Annotated in this window: 19 protein-coding genes; 8 read left to right on the forward strand and 11 right to left on the reverse strand. The window is 39.7% G+C overall.

Annotation, left to right across the window (positions count from 1 at the left end; translation table 11 throughout):
• Window positions 1–35: 35 nt before the first annotated feature.
• From pdxA to ispE, 5 genes are all read right to left on the reverse strand, one after another.
• Entirely contained in the window at window positions 36–1,103 is a 1,068-nt protein-coding gene (pdxA, locus tag F8N35_RS12350; RefSeq protein WP_293053477.1) for a 4-hydroxythreonine-4-phosphate dehydrogenase PdxA, read from the reverse strand.
• A gap of 44 nt (window positions 1,104–1,147) precedes the next feature.
• A complete protein-coding gene (gene rlmN, locus F8N35_RS12355; RefSeq protein ID WP_293053480.1) occupies window positions 1,148–2,182 on the reverse strand; it encodes a 23S rRNA (adenine(2503)-C(2))-methyltransferase RlmN in 1,035 nt (344 codons plus the stop codon).
• Between the two features lie 96 nt (window positions 2,183–2,278).
• Window positions 2,279–3,490: a tetratricopeptide repeat protein gene (locus F8N35_RS12360; RefSeq protein WP_293053483.1), complete on the reverse strand. Its 1,212-nt coding sequence runs from the start codon at window positions 3,488–3,490 to the stop codon at window positions 2,279–2,281.
• 38 nt (window positions 3,491–3,528) lie between these two features.
• Window positions 3,529–6,081 carry a DNA gyrase subunit A gene (gyrA, locus tag F8N35_RS12365; protein WP_293053486.1) on the reverse strand — a complete coding sequence of 851 codons (2,553 nt, stop codon included), beginning with the start codon at window positions 6,079–6,081 and terminating at the stop codon, window positions 3,529–3,531.
• A 131-nt stretch (window positions 6,082–6,212) separates the two neighbouring features.
• Entirely contained in the window at window positions 6,213–7,019 is an 807-nt protein-coding gene (gene ispE, locus F8N35_RS12370; protein WP_293053489.1) for a 4-(cytidine 5'-diphospho)-2-C-methyl-D-erythritol kinase, read from the reverse strand.
• Window positions 7,020–7,189: 170 nt separating this feature from the next.
• Between ispE and dnaB the strand changes: the two genes are divergently transcribed.
• Window positions 7,190–8,737, forward strand: a complete 1,548-nt coding sequence (gene dnaB, locus F8N35_RS12375) for a replicative DNA helicase (RefSeq protein ID WP_293053492.1) — start codon at window positions 7,190–7,192, stop codon at window positions 8,735–8,737.
• 35 nt (window positions 8,738–8,772) lie between these two features.
• Here dnaB and F8N35_RS12380 read toward each other — a convergent pair whose 3' ends face one another.
• Window positions 8,773–9,510, reverse strand: coding sequence for a biotin--[acetyl-CoA-carboxylase] ligase (locus F8N35_RS12380; RefSeq protein ID WP_293053495.1), 738 nt, complete (start codon window positions 9,508–9,510; stop codon window positions 8,773–8,775).
• Between the two features lie 435 nt (window positions 9,511–9,945).
• Between F8N35_RS12380 and F8N35_RS12385 the strand changes: the two genes are divergently transcribed.
• Both F8N35_RS12385 and F8N35_RS12390 read left to right on the forward strand, forming a co-directional pair.
• A complete protein-coding gene (locus F8N35_RS12385; protein ID WP_293053498.1) occupies window positions 9,946–10,185 on the forward strand; it encodes a hypothetical protein in 240 nt (79 codons plus the stop codon).
• A gap of 6 nt (window positions 10,186–10,191) precedes the next feature.
• Window positions 10,192–10,551: a hypothetical protein gene (locus F8N35_RS12390; protein WP_293053500.1), complete on the forward strand. Its 360-nt coding sequence runs from the start codon at window positions 10,192–10,194 to the stop codon at window positions 10,549–10,551.
• A gap of 47 nt (window positions 10,552–10,598) precedes the next feature.
• Here the strand turns inward: F8N35_RS12390 and F8N35_RS12395 are convergent, their stop codons facing one another.
• The 3 genes from F8N35_RS12395 to F8N35_RS12405 form a co-directional block, all read right to left on the reverse strand.
• On the reverse strand, window positions 10,599–11,663 hold the full coding sequence (locus F8N35_RS12395) for a hypothetical protein (RefSeq protein ID WP_293053503.1): 1,065 nt from the start codon (window positions 11,661–11,663) through the stop codon (window positions 10,599–10,601).
• Between the two features lie 21 nt (window positions 11,664–11,684).
• Entirely contained in the window at window positions 11,685–13,121 is a 1,437-nt protein-coding gene (locus F8N35_RS12400; protein WP_293053506.1) for an MBOAT family O-acyltransferase, read from the reverse strand.
• A gap of 82 nt (window positions 13,122–13,203) precedes the next feature.
• Window positions 13,204–14,223, reverse strand: coding sequence for a branched-chain amino acid aminotransferase (locus F8N35_RS12405; protein ID WP_293053509.1), 1,020 nt, complete (start codon window positions 14,221–14,223; stop codon window positions 13,204–13,206).
• A gap of 312 nt (window positions 14,224–14,535) precedes the next feature.
• Here F8N35_RS12405 and F8N35_RS12410 point away from each other — a divergent pair, with 312 nt between their 5' ends.
• The 5 genes from F8N35_RS12410 to F8N35_RS12430 all read left to right on the forward strand — a co-directional run bounded on the left by F8N35_RS12410 (window position 14,536) and on the right by F8N35_RS12430 (window position 22,003).
• Window positions 14,536–15,948: a tetratricopeptide repeat protein gene (locus F8N35_RS12410; protein ID WP_293053510.1), complete on the forward strand. Its 1,413-nt coding sequence runs from the start codon at window positions 14,536–14,538 to the stop codon at window positions 15,946–15,948.
• 8 nt (window positions 15,949–15,956) lie between these two features.
• Window positions 15,957–17,297, forward strand: a complete 1,341-nt coding sequence (tilS, locus tag F8N35_RS12415) for a tRNA lysidine(34) synthetase TilS (RefSeq protein ID WP_293053512.1) — start codon at window positions 15,957–15,959, stop codon at window positions 17,295–17,297.
• Between the two features lie 169 nt (window positions 17,298–17,466).
• Complete coding sequence (rho, locus tag F8N35_RS12420) at window positions 17,467–19,284, forward strand: transcription termination factor Rho (protein WP_293053515.1); 1,818 nt, start codon at window positions 17,467–17,469, stop codon at window positions 19,282–19,284.
• Between the two features lie 81 nt (window positions 19,285–19,365).
• Complete coding sequence (locus F8N35_RS12425) at window positions 19,366–20,292, forward strand: TIGR01212 family radical SAM protein (protein ID WP_293053518.1); 927 nt, start codon at window positions 19,366–19,368, stop codon at window positions 20,290–20,292.
• A 70-nt stretch (window positions 20,293–20,362) separates the two neighbouring features.
• Window positions 20,363–22,003: a tetratricopeptide repeat protein gene (locus F8N35_RS12430; RefSeq protein ID WP_293053521.1), complete on the forward strand. Its 1,641-nt coding sequence runs from the start codon at window positions 20,363–20,365 to the stop codon at window positions 22,001–22,003.
• A gap of 1,019 nt (window positions 22,004–23,022) precedes the next feature.
• On the opposite strand, the gene F8N35_RS12435 is transcribed toward F8N35_RS12430, so the two are convergent.
• Together F8N35_RS12435 and F8N35_RS12440 are read right to left on the reverse strand one after the other, a co-directional pair.
• Window positions 23,023–24,234, reverse strand: a complete 1,212-nt coding sequence (locus tag F8N35_RS12435) for a DUF4861 domain-containing protein (protein WP_293053524.1) — start codon at window positions 24,232–24,234, stop codon at window positions 23,023–23,025.
• Window positions 24,235–24,243: 9 nt separating this feature from the next.
• A complete protein-coding gene (locus tag F8N35_RS12440; RefSeq protein WP_293053526.1) occupies window positions 24,244–24,834 on the reverse strand; it encodes a bifunctional nuclease family protein in 591 nt (196 codons plus the stop codon).
• Window positions 24,835–24,870 lie beyond the last annotated feature (36 nt).

Here is a 24,870-nt window from a genome sequence, read left to right on the forward strand (position 1 = left end):
ACATTCCAGCAGGCATCTGAAATTTTCAAATAAAATCATTCGGAGTAGCCATTTTGCTCTACATCCTGCTTTTTCAGCGGATTAGCAAATGCTTCCTGATAGTTTTTCCTGTTTTTACAAACATCGTACGCAAGGAATAAAGCATGACGGAAAGACGATTCGGAAGCAATATTTTGCCCGGCAATTTCGTAAGCGGTGCCATGCGCCGGCGATGTACGAATAACCGGTAAGCCAGCTGTAAAGTTGACTCCGTTTTCCATCGCAAGGGTTTTGAAAGGAGCAAGTCCCTGATCGTGATACATAGCAAGCACTGCATCGTAGTTTCTAAAAGCTCCCGAGCCATACAATCCATCGGCGGACAGAGGCCCCACGCAAACGATGCCCCTATCGGCACATCTTTTCAGAGCCGGTATAATCACATCCTGTTCCTCTGTTCCAATTACGCCATTATCGCCCGAATGAGGGTTAAGTCCTAAAACCGCGATACGGGGACGTGTAATACCAAAATCTTCTTTCAAACTTTGATTCAATACCCGGAGCTTCTCGATAATCAATTCTTGAGTTATGGCTGCCGGCACTTTCGAAATAGGGATATGACCCGTAACAACAGCCACACGGGCAATTTCACTAACGAGCAGCATCAGTGCTTTACCCTGATTGATAAATGTTTTTTCGAGATATTCCGTATGCCCCGGAAAAGAAAACTGAGCCGATTGTATATTGCTTTTATTTATTGGAGCAGTGACAATAGCATCGATTTTTCCTGCTGCAAGGTCGCGTGTAGCGGCTTCCAAAGCTGCAAATGCCGCCTGACCAGCCATTTCGGTTGAACGCCCAAGCTCCACTTTAATATCTTCTGAACAACAATTTATGATATACACTTTACGCCCAACGGCATCTTTCACATCGTTGATAGTCGTCAGACCAAGGTGTTCAATATTTAATGTTTTACGGTAATAGGATGCTACTTTCGGCGAACCATAAATTACCGGTGTGCAAAATTCGAAAACATGGTTTTCAAGCAAGGTCTTAAGAATAACTTCGTAGCCGATACCGTTAATATCGCCATGTGTTATCCCGATAATCATCTTTTTTTCTTCCATTGTATATCAGTTCAAAGTTTCAAGTTCAAAAAATTGGCAATGCCTTAAATCTCATTTTCCGAAGATTGTTTGCTGCTGGATAACATTCCACATGCAGCAAGAATATCTTCTCCCCTGGATCGGCGTATTGTAGTTGTAATACCATTTTCAGTCAGATAATCACGCAAGAACACCATCCGTTCATTACCCGCTCCTTTCAAATCTACATTTGGAATAGCATGAAAGCGTATGAGGTTCACCCGACAAGGAATTCCTTTCAAGACACGAACCAATTCACGCGCATGGCGCATTGAGTCATTCAGATGATCAAACACAATATATTCAAAAGAAATACGGCGCTGATGTTTGAAATCATATTGTTTGACTACCTCCAATACTTTTTCAATAGGATAGGCTTTCTGAGCAGGCATTAATTCGAGTCGTTCCTTATCAAAAGGCGAATGCAAACTAATGGCCAAATGACACTGGGAATGTTCCAAAAACTGTTTCATTCCGGGAATCAGACCAATGGTTGAAACAGTAATCCGTCGCGGACTCCATGCATATCCCCAGGGAGCAGTCAGAATTTCAAGCGCTTTCAGCACTTCCAACGTATTGTCAAACGGCTCTCCCATTCCCATAAAAACAAGATTGGTTAATTGATCACTTTCATGGATTGAGAATATCTGATTCAGAATTTCATTGGCTGAAAGATTACCAGAAAAGCCCTGTTTTCCCGTTTGGCAAAAGAGACAATTCATTTTGCAACCCACCTGCGAAGAAACACACAGAGTTGCCCGGTCATCATCTGGAATAAAAACACTCTCAATAAAATTACCGTTTGACGTTTCGAAAAGATACTTCTTTGTACCATCCTGAGAAACTGATACTTCAGCAGGCTCTTTTCTCCCAATTTCGTATTTAAGTGACAGCGCATCACGCTTTGTAACTGACAAATTAGTCATTTGCTGAATATCCGTCACCTTCTTTACATATAGCCAATCAGCCATTTGCTTTGAAGTAAAAGCCGGCATTCCATTGGCTAAAGCCACTTCTTTCAATTGCTCAAGGGTTTTCCCCAGTAGTGTTTCTTTTACCATTCCTTGTGTTTATTCTTGCAAAGATAGTAAACAAAGCGGAGAATGAAAAAAGGCCGTCCCCTAAGAGACGGCCTTCAAGTTGAAAAAGTATTGTTGTTATTCTTTGTTCAATGCTTCGTATTCTGCGTTCATTTGCAAACGATAGTAGATACGTTTCAAATCGCCTTTCAATTCTGCATCTTTAGGATTCATTTCATAGGCTTTTTTGAAATACGGCAATGATTCTTTGAACAAGCTTTGAGCTTCGTCCTGTTTTTTCTTTACAAGAGCCATATCTTTAATATCATTGGCTTCCTGCAGAATAGCAGCTGCTTTGTTGTAATACATACGAGCGATAGCATTTTCTGCTTCTGCATAGTCAGGTTTTAACTGGATAGCCTTTTCAAAAGCAGCTTTAGCTCCGTCGTAGTCTTTACTTTCTTCTTTCAGACGACCACTTACAAAGTGATACTGAGCAACGTTAGGTTCTTTAGCAATGGCCTGATTCAGATACTCCAAAGCTTCTTTGTTTTTACCTGAGTAGATAAAATTGTTGATCAGGTTTTGCAGGAAGAAAGGTTCAGCCGGGTATTTATCAAACCCTTCTTTCAGAATAGTCATATATTTTACAGTATCTTTCTTTGCAAAATACTGTTGATAAAGAAGTTCATAAACATTCTTTGTTTCGTAGTTATCATTCATCAAGCTTTCCAGACGTTTGATAGAACCAACTGTATCACCTGCATTGATAGATGCAATAGCAGCGTAATATTTCACCATTTTGTAGGTAGAATCCTTCTTGAGTTCATTCGCTTTGAAAGCAGGAAAATCAGGAATTGCAAGGTATGTATCAAATGCTTTTACAACACCTGCAAAATCTTTCTTATCAAACAAGTTACTTCCGTAACGAATCAACTGACCATCAGTATAATATGTTTGCAACAAAGCTTTAATATCTTTTGAAAACTGAGGTTTAACCTTACCTTTTTCGTTCGGTTTTTGATCAAAGTCATATGCTTTCTGGAAATAGCTAAATGCTTTTACAATGCTTGAACCTGCTACTTCCTGATCAAACGGTTGTTTCAACAACTCTTTCTTGTACTCTTTAGAGTTCATTTCGTTGTAAACATAACCAGCTGTGTACCAGGTTTCAGCAAGATCCTTAGTTGTAGGATCAGCCAAAGCCGCTTCGATAGCAGCTACCGCTGATTTAAAGTCCGGAGTATCCGCTGTGGCGTCACGCTTTGCTTTGGTCACGTTAGCCTTCTGTGCAAATGCGCTGCAGGTAAAACCGGCAATAAGCATTACAGATAAAAATAGTTTTTTCATAACAAGGTTTTTTGAGAGTTTAACTTATTTGAGTTTTTTCAATTTGACTCTTCCTGAGTGCTTTGGTTTATTTCTTCATTTAATTCAACAGGTTCTGCAGATACTTCTTCTTCCGGTTCTGACTGGACCTTACAAACAGATGCAATCTCGTCGTTACGTTTGTCAAGATTGATCAGGCGAACACCCTGTGTTGCACGACCCATTACACGAATGTCGGCCATCTTCACACGAATTGTAATACCCGATTTATTGATAATCATCAAATCATTATCATCAGTAACATTCTTGATAGTCACCAATTTACCGGTTTTTTCACCAATATTCATTGTTTTCACACCTTTACCACCACGGTTAGTGACACGGTAAACGGCTTCTACATTACCATTCTCGTCCACTTCGTCTAACAAGGTACGTTTACCATATCCTTTTTCGGAAACAACTAAAACCGTTTCATTTGCCGGGTCTTTAATACAAACCATTCCCACTACGGCGTCATCGTCGTCATCCAGAGTCATCCCCCGAACACCGGTTGCAGTCCGACCCATCTCGCGAACTTTCGTTTCATTAAAACGAATAGCACGACCATTACGATTAGCCATTACAACCTCAGACTGACCATCAGTCAAACGAACCTGTATTACTTCATCATCTTCACGAATAGTGATAGCATTAACACCATTCGAACGTGGACGAGAATAAGCTTCCAGACTGGTTTTCTTAATCACACCCTGCTTAGTACAGAATACAAGATAGTGCGATTGTGTAAATTCCGGATCTTCAAGTTGCTTGATACGTATAAAGGCATTTACTTTATCATCAGATTCAATATTGAGAAGATTCTGAATAGCACGACCCTTAGAGTTTTTAGTTCCTTCCGGTATTTCATATACTTTCAACCAGTAACAACGTCCCTTTTGCGTAAAGAACAGCATATAATTATGCATGGACGCCGGATAGATTGATTCGATAAAGTCTTCGTCTCTGGAATCGCTGCCTTTTGAGCCTACCCCACCACGGTTTTGAGCTCTAAACTCGCTTAACGGAGTCCGTTTGATGTAACCAAGATGAGAAATTGTGATGATCATTTCATCATCAGAATAAAAATCTTCAGGATTGAATTCTTCAGAAGCATAAACAATTTGGGTACGACGTTCGTCTCCGTATTTGTTTTTGATTTCAGTAAGTTCATCCACAATAATTCTCATCCGGTGTTCTTTGTTCTCAAGAATATCCTTAAGATCAGCAATTAATGCCTGAATATCTTTATATTCTGCATGCAATTTATCCTGTTCAAGACCAGTAAGCTGTCTCAAACGCATTTCGACAATAGCACGCGATTGTATTTCACTTAAAGAGAATCGTTCCATCAAGCTGGTACGAGCCTCGTCGGGTGTCTTTGATCCACGAATAATTGCAATTACTTCGTCGATATTATCGCTTGCAATAATCAAACCTTCAAGAATATGTGCACGTTTTTCGGCCTCCGCAAGTTCGAATTGTGTACGACGCACCACAACTTCGTGACGATGCTCGACAAAATAGGTAATCAGTTGCTTGAGAGAAAGAGTGCGTGGACGGCCATGTACCAGTGCAATATTATTGACACTGAAAGAAGATTGTAATGCCGAATATTTGAAAAGTTTGTTGAGAACAACATTGGAATTGGCATCCCGTTTAATATCAACTACGATACGCATACCTTCACGGTCGCTTTCGTCATTAATATTGGAGATACCCTCTATTTTTTTATCTTCCACCATGTCAGCAATTGCTTTAATAAGCTCTGCCTTGTTCACCATGTATGGAATTTCTGTCACTACGATCTTTTCACGACCATTTGCTTCAGCTTCGATTTCCACTTTCGAACGGATCACGATACGTCCACGACCGGTTTCGAACGCTTCACGCACACCGGCATAACCGTAAATGATACCTCCGGTTGGAAAATCAGGAGCTTTTACATATTTAATAAGCTCGTCAATCGTAATCTCATTATTATCAATATATGCAATAGTTGCATCGATGATTTCCGATAAATTATGAGGTGGCATATTGGTAGCCATACCAACGGCAATACCCGAAGCTCCGTTAACTAACAGGTTAGGAATACGTGTTGGTAAAACTGTCGGTTCCTGAAGAGATTCGTCGAAGTTCGGTTGAAAATTAACCGTATTCTTATCAATATCGACAAGCATTTCTTCGGCAATCTTTTGCAAACGACACTCGGTATAACGCATAGCTGCAGGAGAGTCACCGTCTACAGATCCGAAGTTACCCTGGCCATCAACCATCATATAGCGCATGGACCATGACTGAGCAAGACGAACCATAGCAAAATAGACAGAAGAGTCGCCATGCGGGTGGTACTTACCCAAAACTTCACCGACAATTCTCGCTGATTTTTTATAGGGCTTGTTGGCATTCACACCCAACTCATTCATGGCATATAAAATACGGCGGTGAACCGGCTTAAAGCCATCTCTAACATCGGGTAAGGCACGCGAAACAATCACAGACATCGAATAATCGATGTATGATGATTTCATTTCCTCCTCGATATTAACTTTTATAATTCTATCGTTATCAATCATTTAAAATGCAAAATTTGATTTTATTCACTCTGCTTCAAAAAGCGCACTAAGTTACACTTTTTTGTACGTACCGCCAAACCTTTAGAATTTATTTATTAACAATCTAATCGTTTTGAAACCCTTATTTTGCCTCATTTTAGCTCCCTCCAGATGGCACAATTGCGTAAGTTTAACTCTGGTCTAACATCAGGCGGAAAAATCCCATACAATGCAGAACCAGAACCCGACATTGATGCATAAAGAGCTCCTTGTTTATAGAGAAGCAATTTCAGGTCCGTCAGCTCCGGATGTTGCGCAAAAACTGACTGTTCAAAATCATTTACAACGACATCTTTCCATTCTTCAACGGGTAAAGCAATCAATGTTTTAAGAGATTCCTGAGGTTTGTGCGGTTTGACTTTAGAATATGCTTCTGCCGTAGGCACTGCAACATCCGGTTTGATTACAACAAAATGATTTTGCTTCAGATCGACATCTACCGGCTCAACAATATCTCCGATGCCGGTAGCAAAAACCGGACGGTTATAAATGAAGAAAGGACAGTCTGCTCCCAATCTAACGGCATAGCTTGCCAGTTCATCTTCCGATATGTGCAATTCGAAATATTTATTCAACAACGACAACATGAATGCGCCATCAGCAGAACCACCACCCAATCCGGCTCCAAACGGAATGTTTTTTTGCAACAAAACAGATAAATCTCCAATCTCATAATCCTCTCGTAACAACCGAAGCGCTTTCATCACCAAATTTTTATCCGGGTCTCCGTCAATTGCAATACCTGAAATAGTCAGAGTGGTTTTATCCGCAGGCACGATTTCCAGCGCGTCCTTCCATCCTATCGGATAAAAAATTGTTTCAATATTATGGTAACCATCCGGCCGTTTTTCTACGATATTCAGGCCAAGGTTTATTTTAGCATTCGGAAAAGTAATCATGAGCATTTTGTATAAATAGTGTACAAAAATAGCCAACAGATTCATGCCTGCAAAATAAAATTTTCACTAGATCAAAAGTTATCAACAATCAGTTCAAAACTATTTCACCAAACTATATTTCCTGACTAAGATTTTTCGTAATTTTGAAACCCCAATTTTGAAACTGAAGAATGGAAACTAACACAAAGAACTCGAGAAGAAAAGCTCCTTCCAACAATTTTATCCCGACTGCAAATGAATACGGAAAACTCCCGCCACAGGCTGTCGAGCTGGAAGAAGACGTGTTGGGAGCCATTATGCTTGAAAAGGATGCCTACTCTATTATAAGTGACATTTTACGTCCTGAGTGTTTTTATAAAGACACGCATGTTAAAATATTTACCGCGATAGTCGATCTCGCCATTAAGCAGGAACCGATAGACATGCACACCGTTACCGAGCAATTGCGGAAGAACGGGCAACTGGACGAAGTAGGCGGCGCTTACTACATCACTATGCTGACCGCAAAAGTAGCTTCGGCAGCACATATCGAATTTCATGCCCGTATTATTGCGCAAAAATATCTTGCCCGCGAATTGATTCGTGTTTCAAGTGAAATCCAAAGCAAAGCTTTTGACGAGCGCACCGACGTAGACGACCTGATGCAGGAAGCCGAAGGGATGCTTTTCAAAGTATCGCAGCAGAATGTCAAGAAAGACGTAGTACAAATCAACCCAGTTATTGATGAAGCCATAAAACGTATTCAGGCTGCAGCAAATCGTCCGGAAGGGTTAAGTGGCGTACAAACAGGATTCCACGCCCTCGACAAAGTGACTTCGGGATGGCAACGTTCCGACCTTATCATCATCGCGGCGCGTCCTGCTATGGGTAAAACTGCGTTCGTACTTTCGATGACAAAAAACATGGCTGTCGACTACAACACTCCGGTAGCAATGTTTTCGTTGGAAATGTCCAACGTTCAGTTGGTAAACCGTCTACTGATGAACGTTTGTGAAATTGAAGGGGAAAAGATAAAGAACGGTCAGCTGGCTCCTTACGAATGGGAACAACTTGACTACCGTCTCAAAAAACTAATTGACGCACCGATTTATCTGGACGATACTCCAAGTTTATCTGTATTTGAGCTTAGAACCAAGGCACGTCGATTGGTAAAAGAGCACAATGTGAAGATTCTGCTCATTGACTACTTGCAGCTTATGAATGCAAGCGGAATGAACTTCGGTAGCCGCGAACAGGAAGTAAGTATGATTTCGCGTTCTTTAAAAGGTCTTGCCAAAGAGCTGGACATTCCTATCATTGCACTTTCGCAGTTGAACCGTAGTGTGGAAGGACGTGCCGGAAACGAAGGCAAACGTCCTCAGTTGTCCGACTTGCGTGAATCAGGTGCTATTGAACAGGATGCGGATATGGTTTGTTTCATCCACCGTCCAGAATATTACAAAATTACGGAAGATGCCCAGGGAAATTCATTGTTGGGCATTGCTGAAATTATCATTGCCAAGCACCGTAATGGGGCAACCGATGACGTGCAACTCCGATTCAAAGGACAGTACGCCAAGTTTATGAACCGCGACGACGAAGAACAGGATGAATACAAAGGATTCGTATCAAAAATCAGCAACGAAGAATCATTCAATCAACCGGCAGCACCTGCTATGCCCGACTTCCCTGCTCCGCCTCCGTTCTTAAGCGGATCGGGCAACGATGTTCCTTTCTGATAATCAATTCACCACATAAAAAAAAGCATTGTCCATCAAAGGACAATGCTCACTTCCTTAAAGGCGAATGTTCGTTGCGTTCCCTTCTCTGTTTGCAATACCAGATGTCCGCTTGGCAGAATATCCACTATACTGGCCTTAAAATTTTCATCATTTGCCCGATATTCATGGAAGCCGTCGTGACGGTAAAGTGCAGTCTTATAATCTTCATCAAAGCAATTCAATTCTTCTCGCAATAGCTGAATATAAAGCATATAAATGCGCTTTACAATTCGCTTCAAAAGATCTTCCCTATCGTATGTTTTGCCCGTTATTTGCTTTAGTGAAACAGGGTTAGGCGCATTGCTCGCAAAAGATTCCTGATTAACATTCAATCCAATCCCAATTACACAATATTGAATATTGGAACCGCACAAGTCATTCTCAATCAGGATTCCTGCAATTTTTTTATCGCGCCAGTAAATATCATTAGGCCATTTAATAAACACATCGTCGATTTCTTCTTTGAGAACACCGGCAACTGCCAGCGACACCATCTTGGATAGCACAAATTGTTGATTAGCTTCAATACTGCTTGGAAACAGCAACATGCTAAATAATAGATTTTTACCATCTTCCGACTCCCACACATTGCCCACTTGTCCCCGGCCTTTGGTCTGATAATCGGCGCTCACTACCATACCTTCCGACAATTGTTCCCGGCTCGAAACAAGCAACTCCCGAAGATAGTTATTTGTCGAAACAGTTTCCCGAAGGCGAATAATATTGAACATTTGCAATTCTTTTAATCTCAATTGATTTCAGTTGTAACAAGCAAACATGAACATTGCTCATTTTACTGAACACAAATATAGAAACTATTATTCCGCATTAGCACGTAAAAGATTATAACAAAATCAGAAATGAAGTTAAATGAAGATTTATGCGATTTCCAATCATTAACACATCTTATTCACATTGTCAATTTTCATACAAATAAATCAGTCCAAGAACTTTCGATCTCAATAATTCCTCCCCGGTTCAATGCTGCAAAGCAGACAAAACACACCATTATGTAAAAAATGGACACCAGAACATACAAAATTGTAGCCCATCCTTTCTCCTAACAATCCCCCCAAAAGCAACATAGCACTAATAATCTGCATATTATACAGAATGGCACAATAATTGCATATGACTTAAAGTACTAAAACGAAATTATTCTTACCATGTCACTCCAAAATGCACTGATTTTCATCCGCAATGTGAGCAAGCACGCACCATTACGGAAAGCATGTTACAAATGCCGTTCTAAGTCTGACTTACTTGAACTGCTCCACAACGAAGGTATCGGTTTTACCGAGATGGAATTTGAAGAAGCTGTCACCATGTCGTTATTCAAATGCCAGACGTATGACGAGGCCGATGAAGTAAAACAAACAGAATTATGGTTCCATTTATTTGCTTAAATTATTATGACAACAGAAATGATGAGTGAAGCTGCATTACTCCCTGAAGATAAAATTGAGTTCTATGAACTAGAAAAAGTCCGTTTTGTGGTTAAAGACGGTACCGGACTTGATATTGCATATGCTTACGAAGACCTTGTATTTTCTGATCATGCGCTGTTTATCATCCAGTTTGACGGACAATCGTCAAATTACTGGAATTGCTGGTTCAATCACGAATGCAATGCCACAGACAGGCTTTCCTTGTTGCGATCATTGGCAACATCGGCCAATCTAAACAATGTACAACTGACTTACAAAGGCACTTATGAGATTTCGCAACCTGAAGGCAAAGAAGAAATTATTTTAAAATTCACCGAAATATAAGGCTTCTTCATCGAGGTAAATCAGAGTGAATTTACATTTCTCAATTATCACAAGCTTTTGGTGCTCAAATATTTTTTTAGCTCATTTGCAACCAGTTGTGCTGCATATCCATTCCAGTGCGAATCATCGGAATGATACAGCAATGAACCTTTACTGCGTTCATAATTGTAAAGAGGAAGCATATTTAGAGTAGTTATACCTTCGCGTTTAAGAATAGAGTCAAGCCGGAATAAATAATCCGGTTGCGATGGAAAAGGTACTAAATCGTAATAAACTGTTTCTTTGTTTGGCATCGGCAGAAACAAAAAATCGATTTGTTGAGAGTCGCAATATTTCTTATAAGAAACCAACGCTTTGGTTACTGATTTCAGCCGTGCATCGGCTTTTGCCAACGACTTTTTCCCCTGCAAAAACAACATGTGATGATCTACCGGTGATACCAATCCTCCCCCCTGCTGACGGTTAATACGCGCCTGTGCCCAACGCACATTATAAAAACGAGTCAATCGATCGTAAAAAGCGTCAAAACCAGTCAGTCCATATAATTTTCGCTTCACATTATACGAAGCTGTATTGATATCGAATGGTCGACTCAACTGCCCCGTTACCGGTTTTGGCACATTGCGTTCCACCATTGAAAAGATAAGTAGTTTTGGTTTGTGCATGATGCCGTTTTGGATCAGATATATCATATCATCAAGCGTGGAAGGCGCCATGTTGTATATGCGCAATTTCCCTTCTGTCAGATTCGTTAATTTAGCAGTCAATGTCTCATCCTGACTCAATCCTGTTCCTGCCACAAATGAATCGCCAATTATCAGCACATCAGGATTGGCAATAAAATGATCATTTCTGAACCCCCACTCGTCTGTTTTCCATACCACTTTTTTATTAACCGCTTTAGCCGTATGGTGCCCCAAATCACCTTGCTCGGTCATATCGAGCGTTGTATTCGGATAAAACGGCCCCACGCGTGGAATCTGACTCGAATAGAGCAGGCTCTCCCAAAGCCTGTACGTAAAGAAATTGGGCGGTAAAATAAAAGCTTCCGTAATCCAGAAGAGCAGTATAGGAGAAGTAAACAGAAGGAACTTCTTAAGAAAACGTTTCATTTGCGGCTGCATCATACACTCTTAAAATTGGAAATAAATAAAATGCTGCCCACTACCTCTGAATAATATTATCACAATAAAGATGGCATAATAAAGACTCCAGCGCCAAGCCTTATGCAAATCGCCGGCAACTCCTCCCAAAGCGTACGAATATTCTCTTCCTCTCCATTCGACGGCAAAAAAGAAAAGCACAAAAACGATGGTCAACCACGGCCATACCTGAGGCAGAGAAAATAACGATTTACTGAAAATTCCTCCTAAATATGAAAATGCATGACTCATATCCTCGGCACGAAAAAATATCCAGGCAAAAACCGCCAATGAAAATGTCAAAAGCATTTCTCCGCCTTCACGCAATGATGGCAATGTTTTTCCTTTTGCCACAACATCAATATGATTTCGATTCATTTTGAACACCACCAAAGGCATCATAAACAGAGCATTCAGTGCACCCCAAACGATAAATGTCCAGTTAGCGCCATGCCAAAATCCGCTCACCACAAAAATGATAAAGGTATTGCGGATTTTTGCCCACATACCGCCACGGCTTCCGCCTAACGGAATATAGAGATAATCGCGAAACCAAGAGGAAAGCGATATGTGCCAGCGACGCCAGAACTCGGCAATATCGCGCGAAAAATAGGGATAAGCAAAATTACGAAGTAGTTCAAAACCCAGCAGACGCGCCGTACCCAAGGCAATATCAGTATATCCCGAAAAATCGCCGTATATCTGTATTGCAAAAAAGACAGCTCCCACCACCAATGTACTTCCCGAATACGCTTCGGAATGAGTAAAAATCTGATTGGCATATTGCGCACAATTGTCGGCAATTACCATTTTTTTGAACAATCCCCAAAGAATTTGTTTCAAGCCATCTACCGCCCGATCATAGTTAAATTCCCGTGGTCGCGATACCTGAGGCAAAAGGTGAGTTGCGCGCTCGATTGGCCCGGCAATTAATAACGGAAAGAACGAAACGAAAAGCGAATAGTCAACAAAATTACGGGTAGGCTTTATTTTATCGTTGTAAATATCAAAAATATACGACAGCCCATGAAACGTATAAAACGATATTCCGACCGGAAGAATAATATTGAGAGAAGATATTTCAGTGGCAAAACCGGCCGTCTTTAACAAACCCGACAGCGATTCGGCAAAAAAATTATAGTATTTGAAAAAGCCGAGAAGTCCCAGATTGATCGCGACGCCCGACCATAACCATGTTTTTCTCCCGTTCTTTGATTCTGTTTTATGAATCTGCAAGCCGGTAACGAAGCAGAGAAATGTTGATAATGCAAGCAGAGAAAGAAACCTGATATCCCAGCAACTATAAAAATAGTAACTGGCAATCATCAGAAGCCAGTTTTGTCCCTTTAAAGATTTTCGAAGAGGAAACCAGTAAAGCAGAAATACAATGCAAAAAAAGAACGCGAAGTCTATCGAGTTAAAGAGCATATCAAACTATAAAAAAGCACTGATAATAACAGAAAAAGCATCACCCACAGCGAGCGATGCTTTTATATAATCAATTATGAGATTAGTCTAAAACTGTAACCCAGCCATGAGTATCCGGTTCATCACCATACTGAATGGCTCGCAAATGTTCGTACAATTTTCTTGAAATCGGACCCGGAGTACCATCCTTAGAGATGACATACGATTTATTTTGATCCACATCATCGATGCGGGAAATAGGGCTGATAACAGCAGCCGTACCACATTGACCGGCTTCTTCAAAAGTACCCAGTTCTTCTTCAGGGATTTGACGACGTTCAACGGTCATACCCATATCTTCAGCCAATTGCATCAGACTTTTATTGGTAATAGACGGGAGTATAGAAGTCGATTCCGGAGTAACGTATGTATTTTGCTTGATTCCGAAGAAATTAGCAGGACCGCATTCGTCAACATATTTCTTTTCTTTAGCATCAAGATAAAGAACTGACGAATAACCCATTGAGTGAGCTTTCTCTCCGGCAACCAAACTGGCAGCATAGTTACCGCCAACCTTAAATGTACCTGTTCCAAGTGGAGCCGCACGGTCAAATTGACGAAGAATAACTACCGGAGTTGTCTGGAAACCACCTTTGAAGTAAGGTCCAACAGGAGTTACAAATATCATGAACAAATATTCATTGGAAGGCTTCACGCCAACCTGAGCACTCGTACCAATCAATAATGGACGAATATAAAGAGAGGCTCCACTTTCATAAGGAGGCACAAAACGTTCATTCAATTTCACCACTCGTTTCACGGCTTCTTCGAATTTCTCGATTGGCAACTTCGCCATCATAATACCATCTGATGTAGATTGTAGACGTTTCGCGTTTTCCTCGATACGGAAAATACGAATCTTACCATCTTTACCACGAAATGCTTTCAAACCCTCAAATGCCTCTTGTCCGTAGTGCAGACAAGTTGCTGCCATGTGCAACGTAATAGTAGAGTCGGTTGTTTCTTCAATTTCTCCCCATTGGCCATCTTTGTAAGTACAACGAACATTATAATCCGTTGGCATATAACCAAATGAAAGTTCCGACCAGTTAATTGAATCCATAATTATATTTGTACTGAAAAATTTTTCACAAAGGTATCATTTATTTAGTGTAGAACAATGAAAATCTGAATTAATTGACAAAAAAAGAGCCCTCCAACAGAACAATGTAATTTTCACGTTGCACACAAAAATAATCTCGGGTTTCTTGTGATGCATCCGATGAAAAAAATTACTTTTGCATACAAAACAGGACAATCTGTTTGAAAACTCACTAATTTTATTCTCAATCATTTAACTGAGACGAAGCATCATTGTTTCTCACAAAAAAGGCAACAAAACGGCTTCCGTAACCCTCTTTCAAAATATTGAACTATGCGCCAACACTCTATTATCGCTTTGGTTCTTTTCTTTTTTTCTCTTTCTGTCAACGCACAAACCATAGCTGAAGGTGAGAGCCTGCTCAACAGCCAGCGATATTCCGAAGCCTCACGGGTTTTCGGGAATATTCTCAAAAAACGCCCCAATGATGGTGCCGCAAACTATGGATATGGACAGTGTCAAAACAAACTCGGGAATAAAGAGGAAGCGATTAAATCCTTACAAATAGCCGTCAATAAAAAAATAGCAGCTGCCTATCCTTTGTTGTGTGAATTGTGTTTTGAACAATATCATTTTGATGAAGCTATTTCAAATATTGAGGCTTATCTTTCATCACCCAAGGCGATGCCGGCAGAAGCTGCAAAACTCAACAAACTACTTGAAAAAGCCAAAATCGGAGCGCAGCTATTGCAACACGTAGAGTCCATTACTATTATCGACAGCATGCAGGTTGCCAAAAATGAATTCTACAAATATTACTCAATGGGAAAAGATCTTGGCACGATAATACCTTCAAAGCAAATACGCAAAAATGCTCCCGATGGTGCCATGGCTTATAAATCACAACGCGGCGACAGAGTTGTTTTTGCAGACAGTTTGAAGCACAAGCTCGGTCTATACGGTACTTTTCAGATGATTGATTCATGGAGCGAACCAATACCTCTGAGCGATCAGGTAAACGGAACCGGCAATATAATTAATTACCCGTTTGTTTCGTCCGACGGAGTTACGCTCTATTTTGCAGCGCAAGGCGCTAATTCGCTTGGAGGATACGATCTGTTTATTACCCGTTTCAACTCAAAAGACAACAATTATTACGCGCCACAGAATTTAGGGTTTCCATTCAACTCTACGGCAAATGATTATTTGATGGTGGTTGATGAGATCAATAATCTTGGTTGGTTTGCCACAGACCGTTCGCAGCCGGAAGGGAAAGTAATGATTTACAAATACCTAACCAATCCGGAGAAAAAGCTAATACAGAGTTCCGACACTAATTACCTGAGACTTGCAGCTCAATTGAAAAGCTACAAAAAAGGTAAAGCACCCAAAACGATCGCTCGCAATACAGTAGAACAGGATTTGCCTGCAACTGTCAAACCCTCTATGGAATTCAGGGTCAATGACACTATTAGCTACACATCAATAGACCAGTTTAAGAGTGCTAAAGCCCGTGAAATATATTTACAGGCAGATTCGTTGGAAAAAGCACAAACGAGACTACAAGGTGAGTTGAACCAGCAGCGTTCAGCCTATAGCGCTACAGAGTCAGCAGAAGAAAGAAGTAAAATTCAGCCTGAAATCTTACGTCTTGAAAGAGAAGTGAACGGACTGATAAACAAACCTCAAAATCTTTACATACAAGCCCGGCAAACTGAAATTGAAGCTCTTATAGAAAAGCGATAAATCCCCAAATGGAATTTTCCCACAAAGTCATATCGTATATTAAAGCCCATCAACTTTGCAGCGAAGGAGCAAAACTGATTGTGGGAGTTAGCGGCGGAGCTGATTCCATCGCATTGCTTCATTTTTTACATAATGCTGGTTATGAATGTATAGTAGCTCACTGCAATTTCCATTTACGTGGAATTGAATCGGATACTGACGAAGCTTTCGTAAAAGATTTTGCCGAAAAATGGCACATCCCCTTTTTCTCAACATCATTTGATACTAAAACGTTTGCCAAAGAAAAAGGAATTTCAATTGAAATGGCAGCACGCGATCTCAGGTATGATTGGTTTGACGTATTAAAACAAGAGCAAAATGCAGATGCAATTGCTATTGCTCACCACCTTGATGACTCTATTGAAACTTTCTTCATCAACCTTTCCAGAGGCACCGGGTTGCGTGGGTTGTTGGGAATTCAACCTAAGCAAGGCAGCATTATACGACCTTTTCTATCGGTCTCCAGAGACGATATAAACAACTACATATCCATCAACCATTTACAATCGCGAATAGATTTGTCGAATTTCGATCAGTTGATTATTCGCAATAAAATTCGACATTCATTGATTCCGATTTTCGAATCATTTAATCCTTCATTCAGGCAAATAATGATGGACAACTTCACTCGATTAGGAGAACTGAGTGAAGTGGCAAATACTCTTATTGAATCGTTTAAAAAAGAGGCTGTAATTGATCATGAGGGCTACATTTCAATCTCCATAAGCAAATTGCGAAATCAAACAAATACACATTATTTTCTCTTTGAGCTGCTTAAACCTTATAATTTCAATGACGCAACAGTAAATGACATCCTGTATCATATTGATGGAGAATCAGGTAAGTCATTCTTTTCCTCAACACACAGAGCAATTAAAGACAGAAATTATCTATTAGTAACTCCCTATATATCAGTTGATAGCTCAACTTATTCAATATCAGAAGATACATTCAGTATAAACAAACCGATCAATCTTGTTTTATCACAACCTATCAGTATTGAAACAACCAGCATTGTAAAAAACAACAATGTTGCCTGTATCGATTTTGAAAAGCTCACTTTTCCTCTTAAGATAAGACGCCCTAAAGAAGGAGACTTCTTTTATCCCTTAGGAATGAAAGGCAAAAAGAAATTAAGTGATTTTTTTATCGATAAGAAATTCAATCTGCTTGAAAAAGAAAATTGTTGGCTACTAACATCTGAAGATCAGATTGTTTGGGTTATTGGATATCGCATCGACGATCGTTTTAAAATCGACGACAATTCAAAAAAAATGATAAAAATCAGTTTATCAAAAGATATTGTGTGATTTATAAAAAATATATATCTTTGCATCGCAAAACTTCACGAGCTACTTCGTCTTTTGTACCTATCATTCACAAAAATCCCATTTCAATTTACAAAAATACTTCCGGACTCTGAACGATTCCGATATTAGAACTGCTTGTGCTCAGCACAAAATTACCACAAACAAAAATATGTATAACATTCTAGAACTAAGAGAAAAAGATCTTGCTGACCTGAAAGCTATTGCCAACGACATGCAGATTAAACGCTTCGAGTCGTTGTCAAAAGATGAGCTGGTTTACAGGATTCTTGATGAGCAGGCTATTACCAAAGCCGCAGAAAAAAAAGCGGAGGTAAAAGATGGTGATGATGCAAAAAAACGAAGAACACGCATGAAAAGCAACAACAAACCAGTTGCCGGAAGTAGCGGGGAACCACAAAAAGCTGCATCTCCTGCACAACCAACTCCCTCCCCTAAAAAAGAAAGCTCTGTTGCAACTTCACCCTCCTCTCAAAAGCAAGAGATTTCAAAGGAAACAACAACTCCTCAAAATCAAAAACCAAGACAACAGCAAAAGCAGAAGAATCAACAACCCAAGCAGGATATGCCTAAACCAGCACCTGTTTATGCAAAACAACCCGTAAAAGACACTTCGGAGATTGTAGCTGAAAGCACGCCCGAAGAACAAGAATTTTCTCCGGTTGCAGAAGTTACTGTATCACAAGAGCCTCAGATCATTGAAGCTCCTGTTGTCACAAATCAAAATCAGCAAAACAGGCAACAACGCCCACAAAATAGCAACAATAATTCTAATCAGAATTATCAGAACCAAAACAATCAGGGCAACCAGAAAAAGCAAAATAGCGAACCGACCGAAAAGCCTTACGAATTTGAAGGCATTCTTACCGGATCCGGCGTATTTGAACCAATGCAGGACGGTTATGGTTTTCTGCGTTCTCCGGATTATAACTATTTTACTTCACCTGACGACATTTACGTTTCTCAGTCGCAAATAAAACTTTTCGGGCTTAAAAAAGGAGATACCGTAGAAGGTGCCATTCGCCCTCCAAAAGAAGGTGAAAAGTACTTCCCGCTTATAAAGGTTACAAAAATCAACGGCCGCACTCCCGAATTTGTGCGCGATCGTTTGGCTTTCGACCACCTTACTCCACTTTTCCCGGATGAAAAATTCAACCTGACAACCCGCAAAAATGACCCGCTATCGGTTCGTGTTGTCGATTTGTTTTCACCGATTGGTAAAGGTCAGCGTGGTTTGATTGTTGCTCAACCGAAAACCGGTAAAACTATATTATTAAAGGATATTGCAAATGCCATATCGGCAAACCACCCTGAAGTTTACATGATTATACTTCTTATTGACGAACGTCCTGAAGAGGTAACCGACATGGAACGCAGCGTAAATGCCGAAGTGATTGCATCTACATTCGACGAACCAGCAGAACGTCACGTAAAAGTAGCCGACATTGTTCTTGAAAAAGCAAAACGTCTGGTAGAATGTGGTCACGATGTGGTAATCTTATTGGACTCAATTACCCGTTTGGCACGTGCTTATAACACGGTAGCGCCTGCTTCCGGAAAAGTTTTGTCCGGCGGTGTTGACGCAAATGCTCTTCACAAACCAAAACGCTTCTTCGGAGCAGCTCGTAACATTGAAAACGGAGGTAGTCTCACTATCATTGCTACCGCGCTTACTGAAACCGGATCAAAAATGGATGATGTGATCTTTGAAGAATTCAAAGGAACCGGTAATATGGAATTACAGCTCGATCGTAAATTGTCGAACAAGCGTATTTTCCCGGCTGTGGACATTATGTCGTCAAGCACCCGTCGCGACGATTTGCTCCACGATGCTGAAACACTCAACAGAATGTGGATTTTGCGCAAGTATCTTTCCGACATGAACCCTGTTGAAGCAATGGAATTTTTGAAAGAACGTCTCGAACGCACAGAAACCAATGAAGAATTTCTGGCAACAATGAACGGATAATACAAAACTGCACAATTCATAACTAACAGAGCATTAAGACTCAACTTGTCTTATGCTCTGTTGTTGTTTAAAAGCCTTCCTATGTCACTACCCTACAACGATTACACAACACGACTCCGGGAAATATTAGGTGTTCGTGTTCAGAAGATTTCCATCAATGCCGGATTTACATGTCCAAACCGGGACGGAAAAGTAGGAAAAGGAGGTTGCACTTACTGCAACAATCAAACTTTTAACCCTGAATATTGCATGCAGGATAAAAGTGTAACGCAACAAATAACTGAAGGCATTTCGTTTTTCAGAAAGAAGCACGAAGAGCAAAAATTTCTGGCATATTTTCAGGCCTATACCAATACCTACGGCGAACTCCGCCATTTAATCAGTTTATACGAAGAAGCGTTAACTTATCCTGATGTGATCGGCCTTGTAATTGGCACCAGACCTGACTGCGTTAATGAAGAACTTCTCGATTATTTTCAAAAACTATCTCGCAAATGCTACGTAATGATTGAATATGGCGTGGAATCGACCAACGATAAAACTCTCAACTTTATAAATCGCGGTCACACATTTGAAAATGCGCAAAATGCCATTCGTGCAACCGCGGAACGAGGTATATACACAGCCGCACACCTTATACTGGGACTTCCCGGCGAAGACCGGCCTACCCTACTCTCACACGCCTTGCACTTATCAAAATTACCACTTACCGCCATTAAACTGCATCAACTTCAGCTAATCAAAGGAACTGCAATGGCTCAACAATATATAAAACATCCGGAATGGTTCCGTCTGTTTTCAGTTGATGAGTATATTGATTTGTGTATTGATTTTCTGGAATTACTTCATCCCGATATATCTATTGAACGGTTTACGTCTCTGTCTCCCTACCATTTACTTTTAGCTCCAGATTGGAAAGTAAAAAATTACGAATTCGTTGTAAAACTACAACGCAGAATGAAAGAAAGGAATACCCAACAAGGTAAATTATATCATTCCCTGATATAATTTTTCAAAAACATTTTTTTCACTAAATTTGTTCCGCCAAAATTAATAACCATTTAAACCATTCTGCTTAATGTACCGTTTCCTGTGCCTGCTTTTTATGTATGCACTGTTAGTCATGTCATGTAGTCATTCTACACATGAACAAAAGCTTTTACTTACACAGGCTGACAGCCTTATGCAAATAAAACCCGACAGTGCGCTCAAGCTGCTCAAAAAAATTACCAACTACAAACAACTCGCAAATGGAGACAAAGCGTTGTTTGCTATACTCTGGAATAAGGCTCTTTTAAAAAACGACATAGAAGTTTCATCGGACACTCTAATCCGTTACGCAACAAATTATTTTGGGAATAATGACCCTGTAAATGCCGGCTACGCATGGTATTTATTATCAAGATGCGAAAAAAGCAAGGGAAACGCGCAAGGAGAAGCCGATGCCTTATTCAAAGCTCAGGAATATGCCATTAACAGTAAAAACCTTAAGCTTCAGGCTTGCGTGTGGGATGCGAAATCATTAATGTATAAGAGCCAGCATAAACTGGACAGTATGTATCGCTATACAAATATGGCTTATCGGGCATTTCAAAAACAAAAAGACACTCGTAACGCGGTTATTTGTTTATTAAATATGGGAGTAAACAGTTCTATGTCAAAACGTGTTGATAGAGCTTTAGCTTATTATCTAAAAGCAGAGGAGCTTGCAAAACACACAAATGAACCCCTTTTATTATCTTCTGCATACATACAACTCAGCTATACTTATTATCAAATGGGTGACTATCCCAAAGCTCTTCAATATTCACGTTTATCCACAAAGACATCAGACTGCTATGATTATAACAAATGGATAAACATGGCTTCAATTTATATTAAAACCGGAGCATTAGACTCTGCGCATTACTATTTATCGAAGTGCTCACCTTCTGAGGATAGGATCAAATTCTACTATGAATTATGGGAAACCCTGCATGAAAAACGGGGAGATTTCAAAAATGCTCTTACATACGAAAAGAAATACGCTTTTATCCTTGATTCTCTGAATAAAAAGTCCCTCTCTGAGAGTTTTGCCGGATTAGAAAAAAAGTACAACTACCAAAAATACCAAAGTGAAAATCAGTCTCTCACTATCAACAATCAAAGAAAAAATATTCTGATTCTTATTTTACTTCTGCTTTTGAGCTGCGTAGCCATGTTGTTATTCATCTTCAAAAATCGTCAGCATCGAAAATTATTGATTCAACAACGGCTATTAACATCTAAAGAAGAAGCACTTGTCAAAAAAGAACAGGAAAAAAATACCATTCTCACAAAGCAGTTTGATATACAACAAAACGCCCTGAAGGCAATTAGCCTGTTGAAGCAAAATGCATCTACATTCATTAAAGAAGATGATGTTTTCAAAAATACCAAAACAAAAAAAGAATTTGTCACCCAACAAAACGAAGCACTCTCTGCTCTTTATAAAAACACTATCGAGAATGTAGACCTGCTTTACAATAATATTTCAAAACGGTTAGCCACTTCATTCCCCGATTTACTCGAAAGCGATATTTTAATCTGCTGCCTGCTACTGGCAGGATTCGATAATATATCTATAGCATCACTTTTAGATATCCTCCCAAAATCTTATAACATGCGGAGAACCATCTTGCGAAAGAAACTGAATATTCCACACGAAGTTAATTTAACCGAATTTCTCGCCAATTTTTAAGCCTGTTTTCCCCTTGCAAAAGTGGCCTATTTTATCAATAGGTATCTAGAAAAGCCCAATATACGACATATAACATTAGTATACTGCACATTATGAATTATGTAATAATTCTTAAATAGGTATGCTATTTTTGCCGTTTTTTAATCAAATATCAACGAATAACCAATAATTTTACAGAAACAATAATCATTAATTTGTTTATGAAAACAATACAGACATTACGTTTTGTTCTTCTCACCCTAACCTTCGGATGTTTCAAAGGCACTGTTGTGTTTGGTGATGGAGATGATGATCCTACTAATCCTCCAATAAAACCTTGAGGATTTTAATTGCATTCAATAATCATAGAGAAATTTAAAGAGTTTTTTCAAGACATTATTCCCAATAATCTTTGCTCTTTTTAGAGTTTTGGTTATTAGATTTTGGTTAGTGTAGGCGGGATCGACGAGATGTCGCTCCTGCTACCTTCCAAAAACCAGGCAAAGCGTTCTCGAAAGTATGAAGCAAGCAGAAAATTAATTCAAACTGTCGATCGTTTTGTCTAAAATGAGAAGAGATAAAAATCAGAAATGGCATCCTGATTCTTAGCTTCTTTTTGTTTATGTATACAGTGAAGGGAATCTTATTAATTTTTGCTGATTATAAAAGATAATTGGCATTTTCTCAAGTACATCTCATAAATATGACTGAAAACATTGGGAAAAGTCAGCTTTTCCATGCACCTGATGAAAGGTGCATATTCAGAATAGTTGTGGAGAGTGAATACGGACATATTGTATATAGCTCTGCCTTCGAAAACATTCTAAATGAAATCCATCTTGACTTTGACACATCACTATGGATCAAAGGAATACACCGAATTAAACTTCTGAATAATAACAATTTGATTTATCAGACGCTGATCTACAAAAACATAAATCAAGACACTCTCAGCATCAAAATACCCATAAAGGAAGCTGAATAAAATAATGGCCTGATGGAGTTATCCACCAGGCCATTTATGTATAAAACATTGTTTGTTAATAAAAAAGAACTGTCACTTTTACCGGATTTTGTAGTTCCTGATTCCATTTCTTTACGTAATCAAAGAAGCTCTTTGACTGCTTAAAACCACCTTCTTCCTGCTCCCAGGCAGCTGTAATATGGTAGGTGAAATTTTTCCCTTCAAGCAAAAGCAATAAGTTATCTTTGTCCTGCGTTGACTCTTTCAATACGGCAGAAGGAACAGATACCGCCAATCCTACAGTTTGTGGTTTAGTTCTCGGATTGTCCGTCACCGGGTATTGGAGGCCAGTACCCCAAATTGCGGCTATTCCTTTTGTATCTGTCAATTTTTCATAAGAATCAAAGAATGTTTGAACTCCTGCACACAAAGTTGTTGTTGCATTTTGCGAAACCTGCACTTCAATGTCACGATGACCGGCATAAATAATGTAACGCTGTTTAATATCAATAGATTTACCCTGATACTGCCATCCATCCGCTTCCATTTCAATTATAGAGCGTACGGGACCACTTACAATGATACGCCCGGTACGATTACTTACAGGGGAAATATGAGTCGCTTTTGCACCATCCCAGCCTTTCAGTGTTCCACAACCGGCAGTTGCTTTTACCCAAAGTATATCATCTCCATATCCTTCGGCAATTTGCTTGTCCGTAGGATACCATTTCGTATCCATCAACTCCAGACGATGTTTTTTCTTACCATATAAATCAACAGTCTGTTTTTCATCAAAATATAATCTATATGCCATATATTCCGACTCGAAAGCAGGCCCATGATGATGCAAACTTTGATATAAATTCCCTGTCGTTGATGATTCTTCAATAGTTGGAATTATCGCTTTGGTTTGCTTGTTTTTTCTCCACATTTGAGCATGTGTTTTCTCCTGAAATTGCTTATAAAGAGAACTATCTGCCGCCACTTTCACCGACACTGTGAGTTTTTGTTTCGGTTTCAAATTGACCAGAAAGGCCAGTTCATCAGCAGAACCATCACGGTTCAGATCATCTAACTGAGAAGCTATTTGCTTTTTATTCACAACAACTGCAGCAGAAACAATTTTTTCTCCGCTTTTAGCACTTAATTTGCTGACAGGCACAACTACCGGGACATTATTTTGTTCCCATACTGATGGGTTTTCTATAGTCACACGAACTATAGATACTGCATGAATACTCATGGCACTCATTAAAGCGCCAAGCAGCAGAATCGAATTTTTCTTCATTACTAAATTTTATTGATTGGGATCTTTAGGATTTCTTTTGCGGTTTATCTCGTCCCGAAGACGGGCTGCTTCTTCATATTGTTCGTTGGCAATAGCATGTTGTAAGCGTTTTTCAAGTTCTTCAAGCGATGGTTCCTCATAAGTAGCCTGATCGGCCTCTTCTACTACTTCCGCTTCTTTTTCTTCTTCGTCTAACGATATGGAATATTGATCGAACAAGTCCTTCTCTATGAATATGGGACACGACGCACGTATTGCCAATGCAACGGCATCGGATGTTCTGGCGTCAACAACAAGTGTCTTTTCATTACTCAGAAGAAGCAGTTCCGAATGAAATATCCCTTTTTCAAAATGGTGAATATTTACCTCCACCAATTCAATTTTAAATCCGGATAAAGCATTCAACATCAAGTCATGTGTCATTGGACGTGGGGTTTTTATATTTTGCAATTGCAATGCGATAGATTCCGCCTCAGCATGTCCTATGATCACTGTAATACGACGTTTGCGGCTCTCATCCCCCAAAACCAACGCATAAGTATTGTATTGCGTTTTACTGCTTATAAGACCTTGAATAGTTAATTTAACGCGTGAACTCATAATCGAATTATTAAGTTTAAGCAAACATACTATTTT

The organism is Paludibacter sp., from assembly GCF_009712605.1.
Taxonomy (GTDB): domain Bacteria; phylum Bacteroidota; class Bacteroidia; order Bacteroidales; family Paludibacteraceae; genus Microbacter.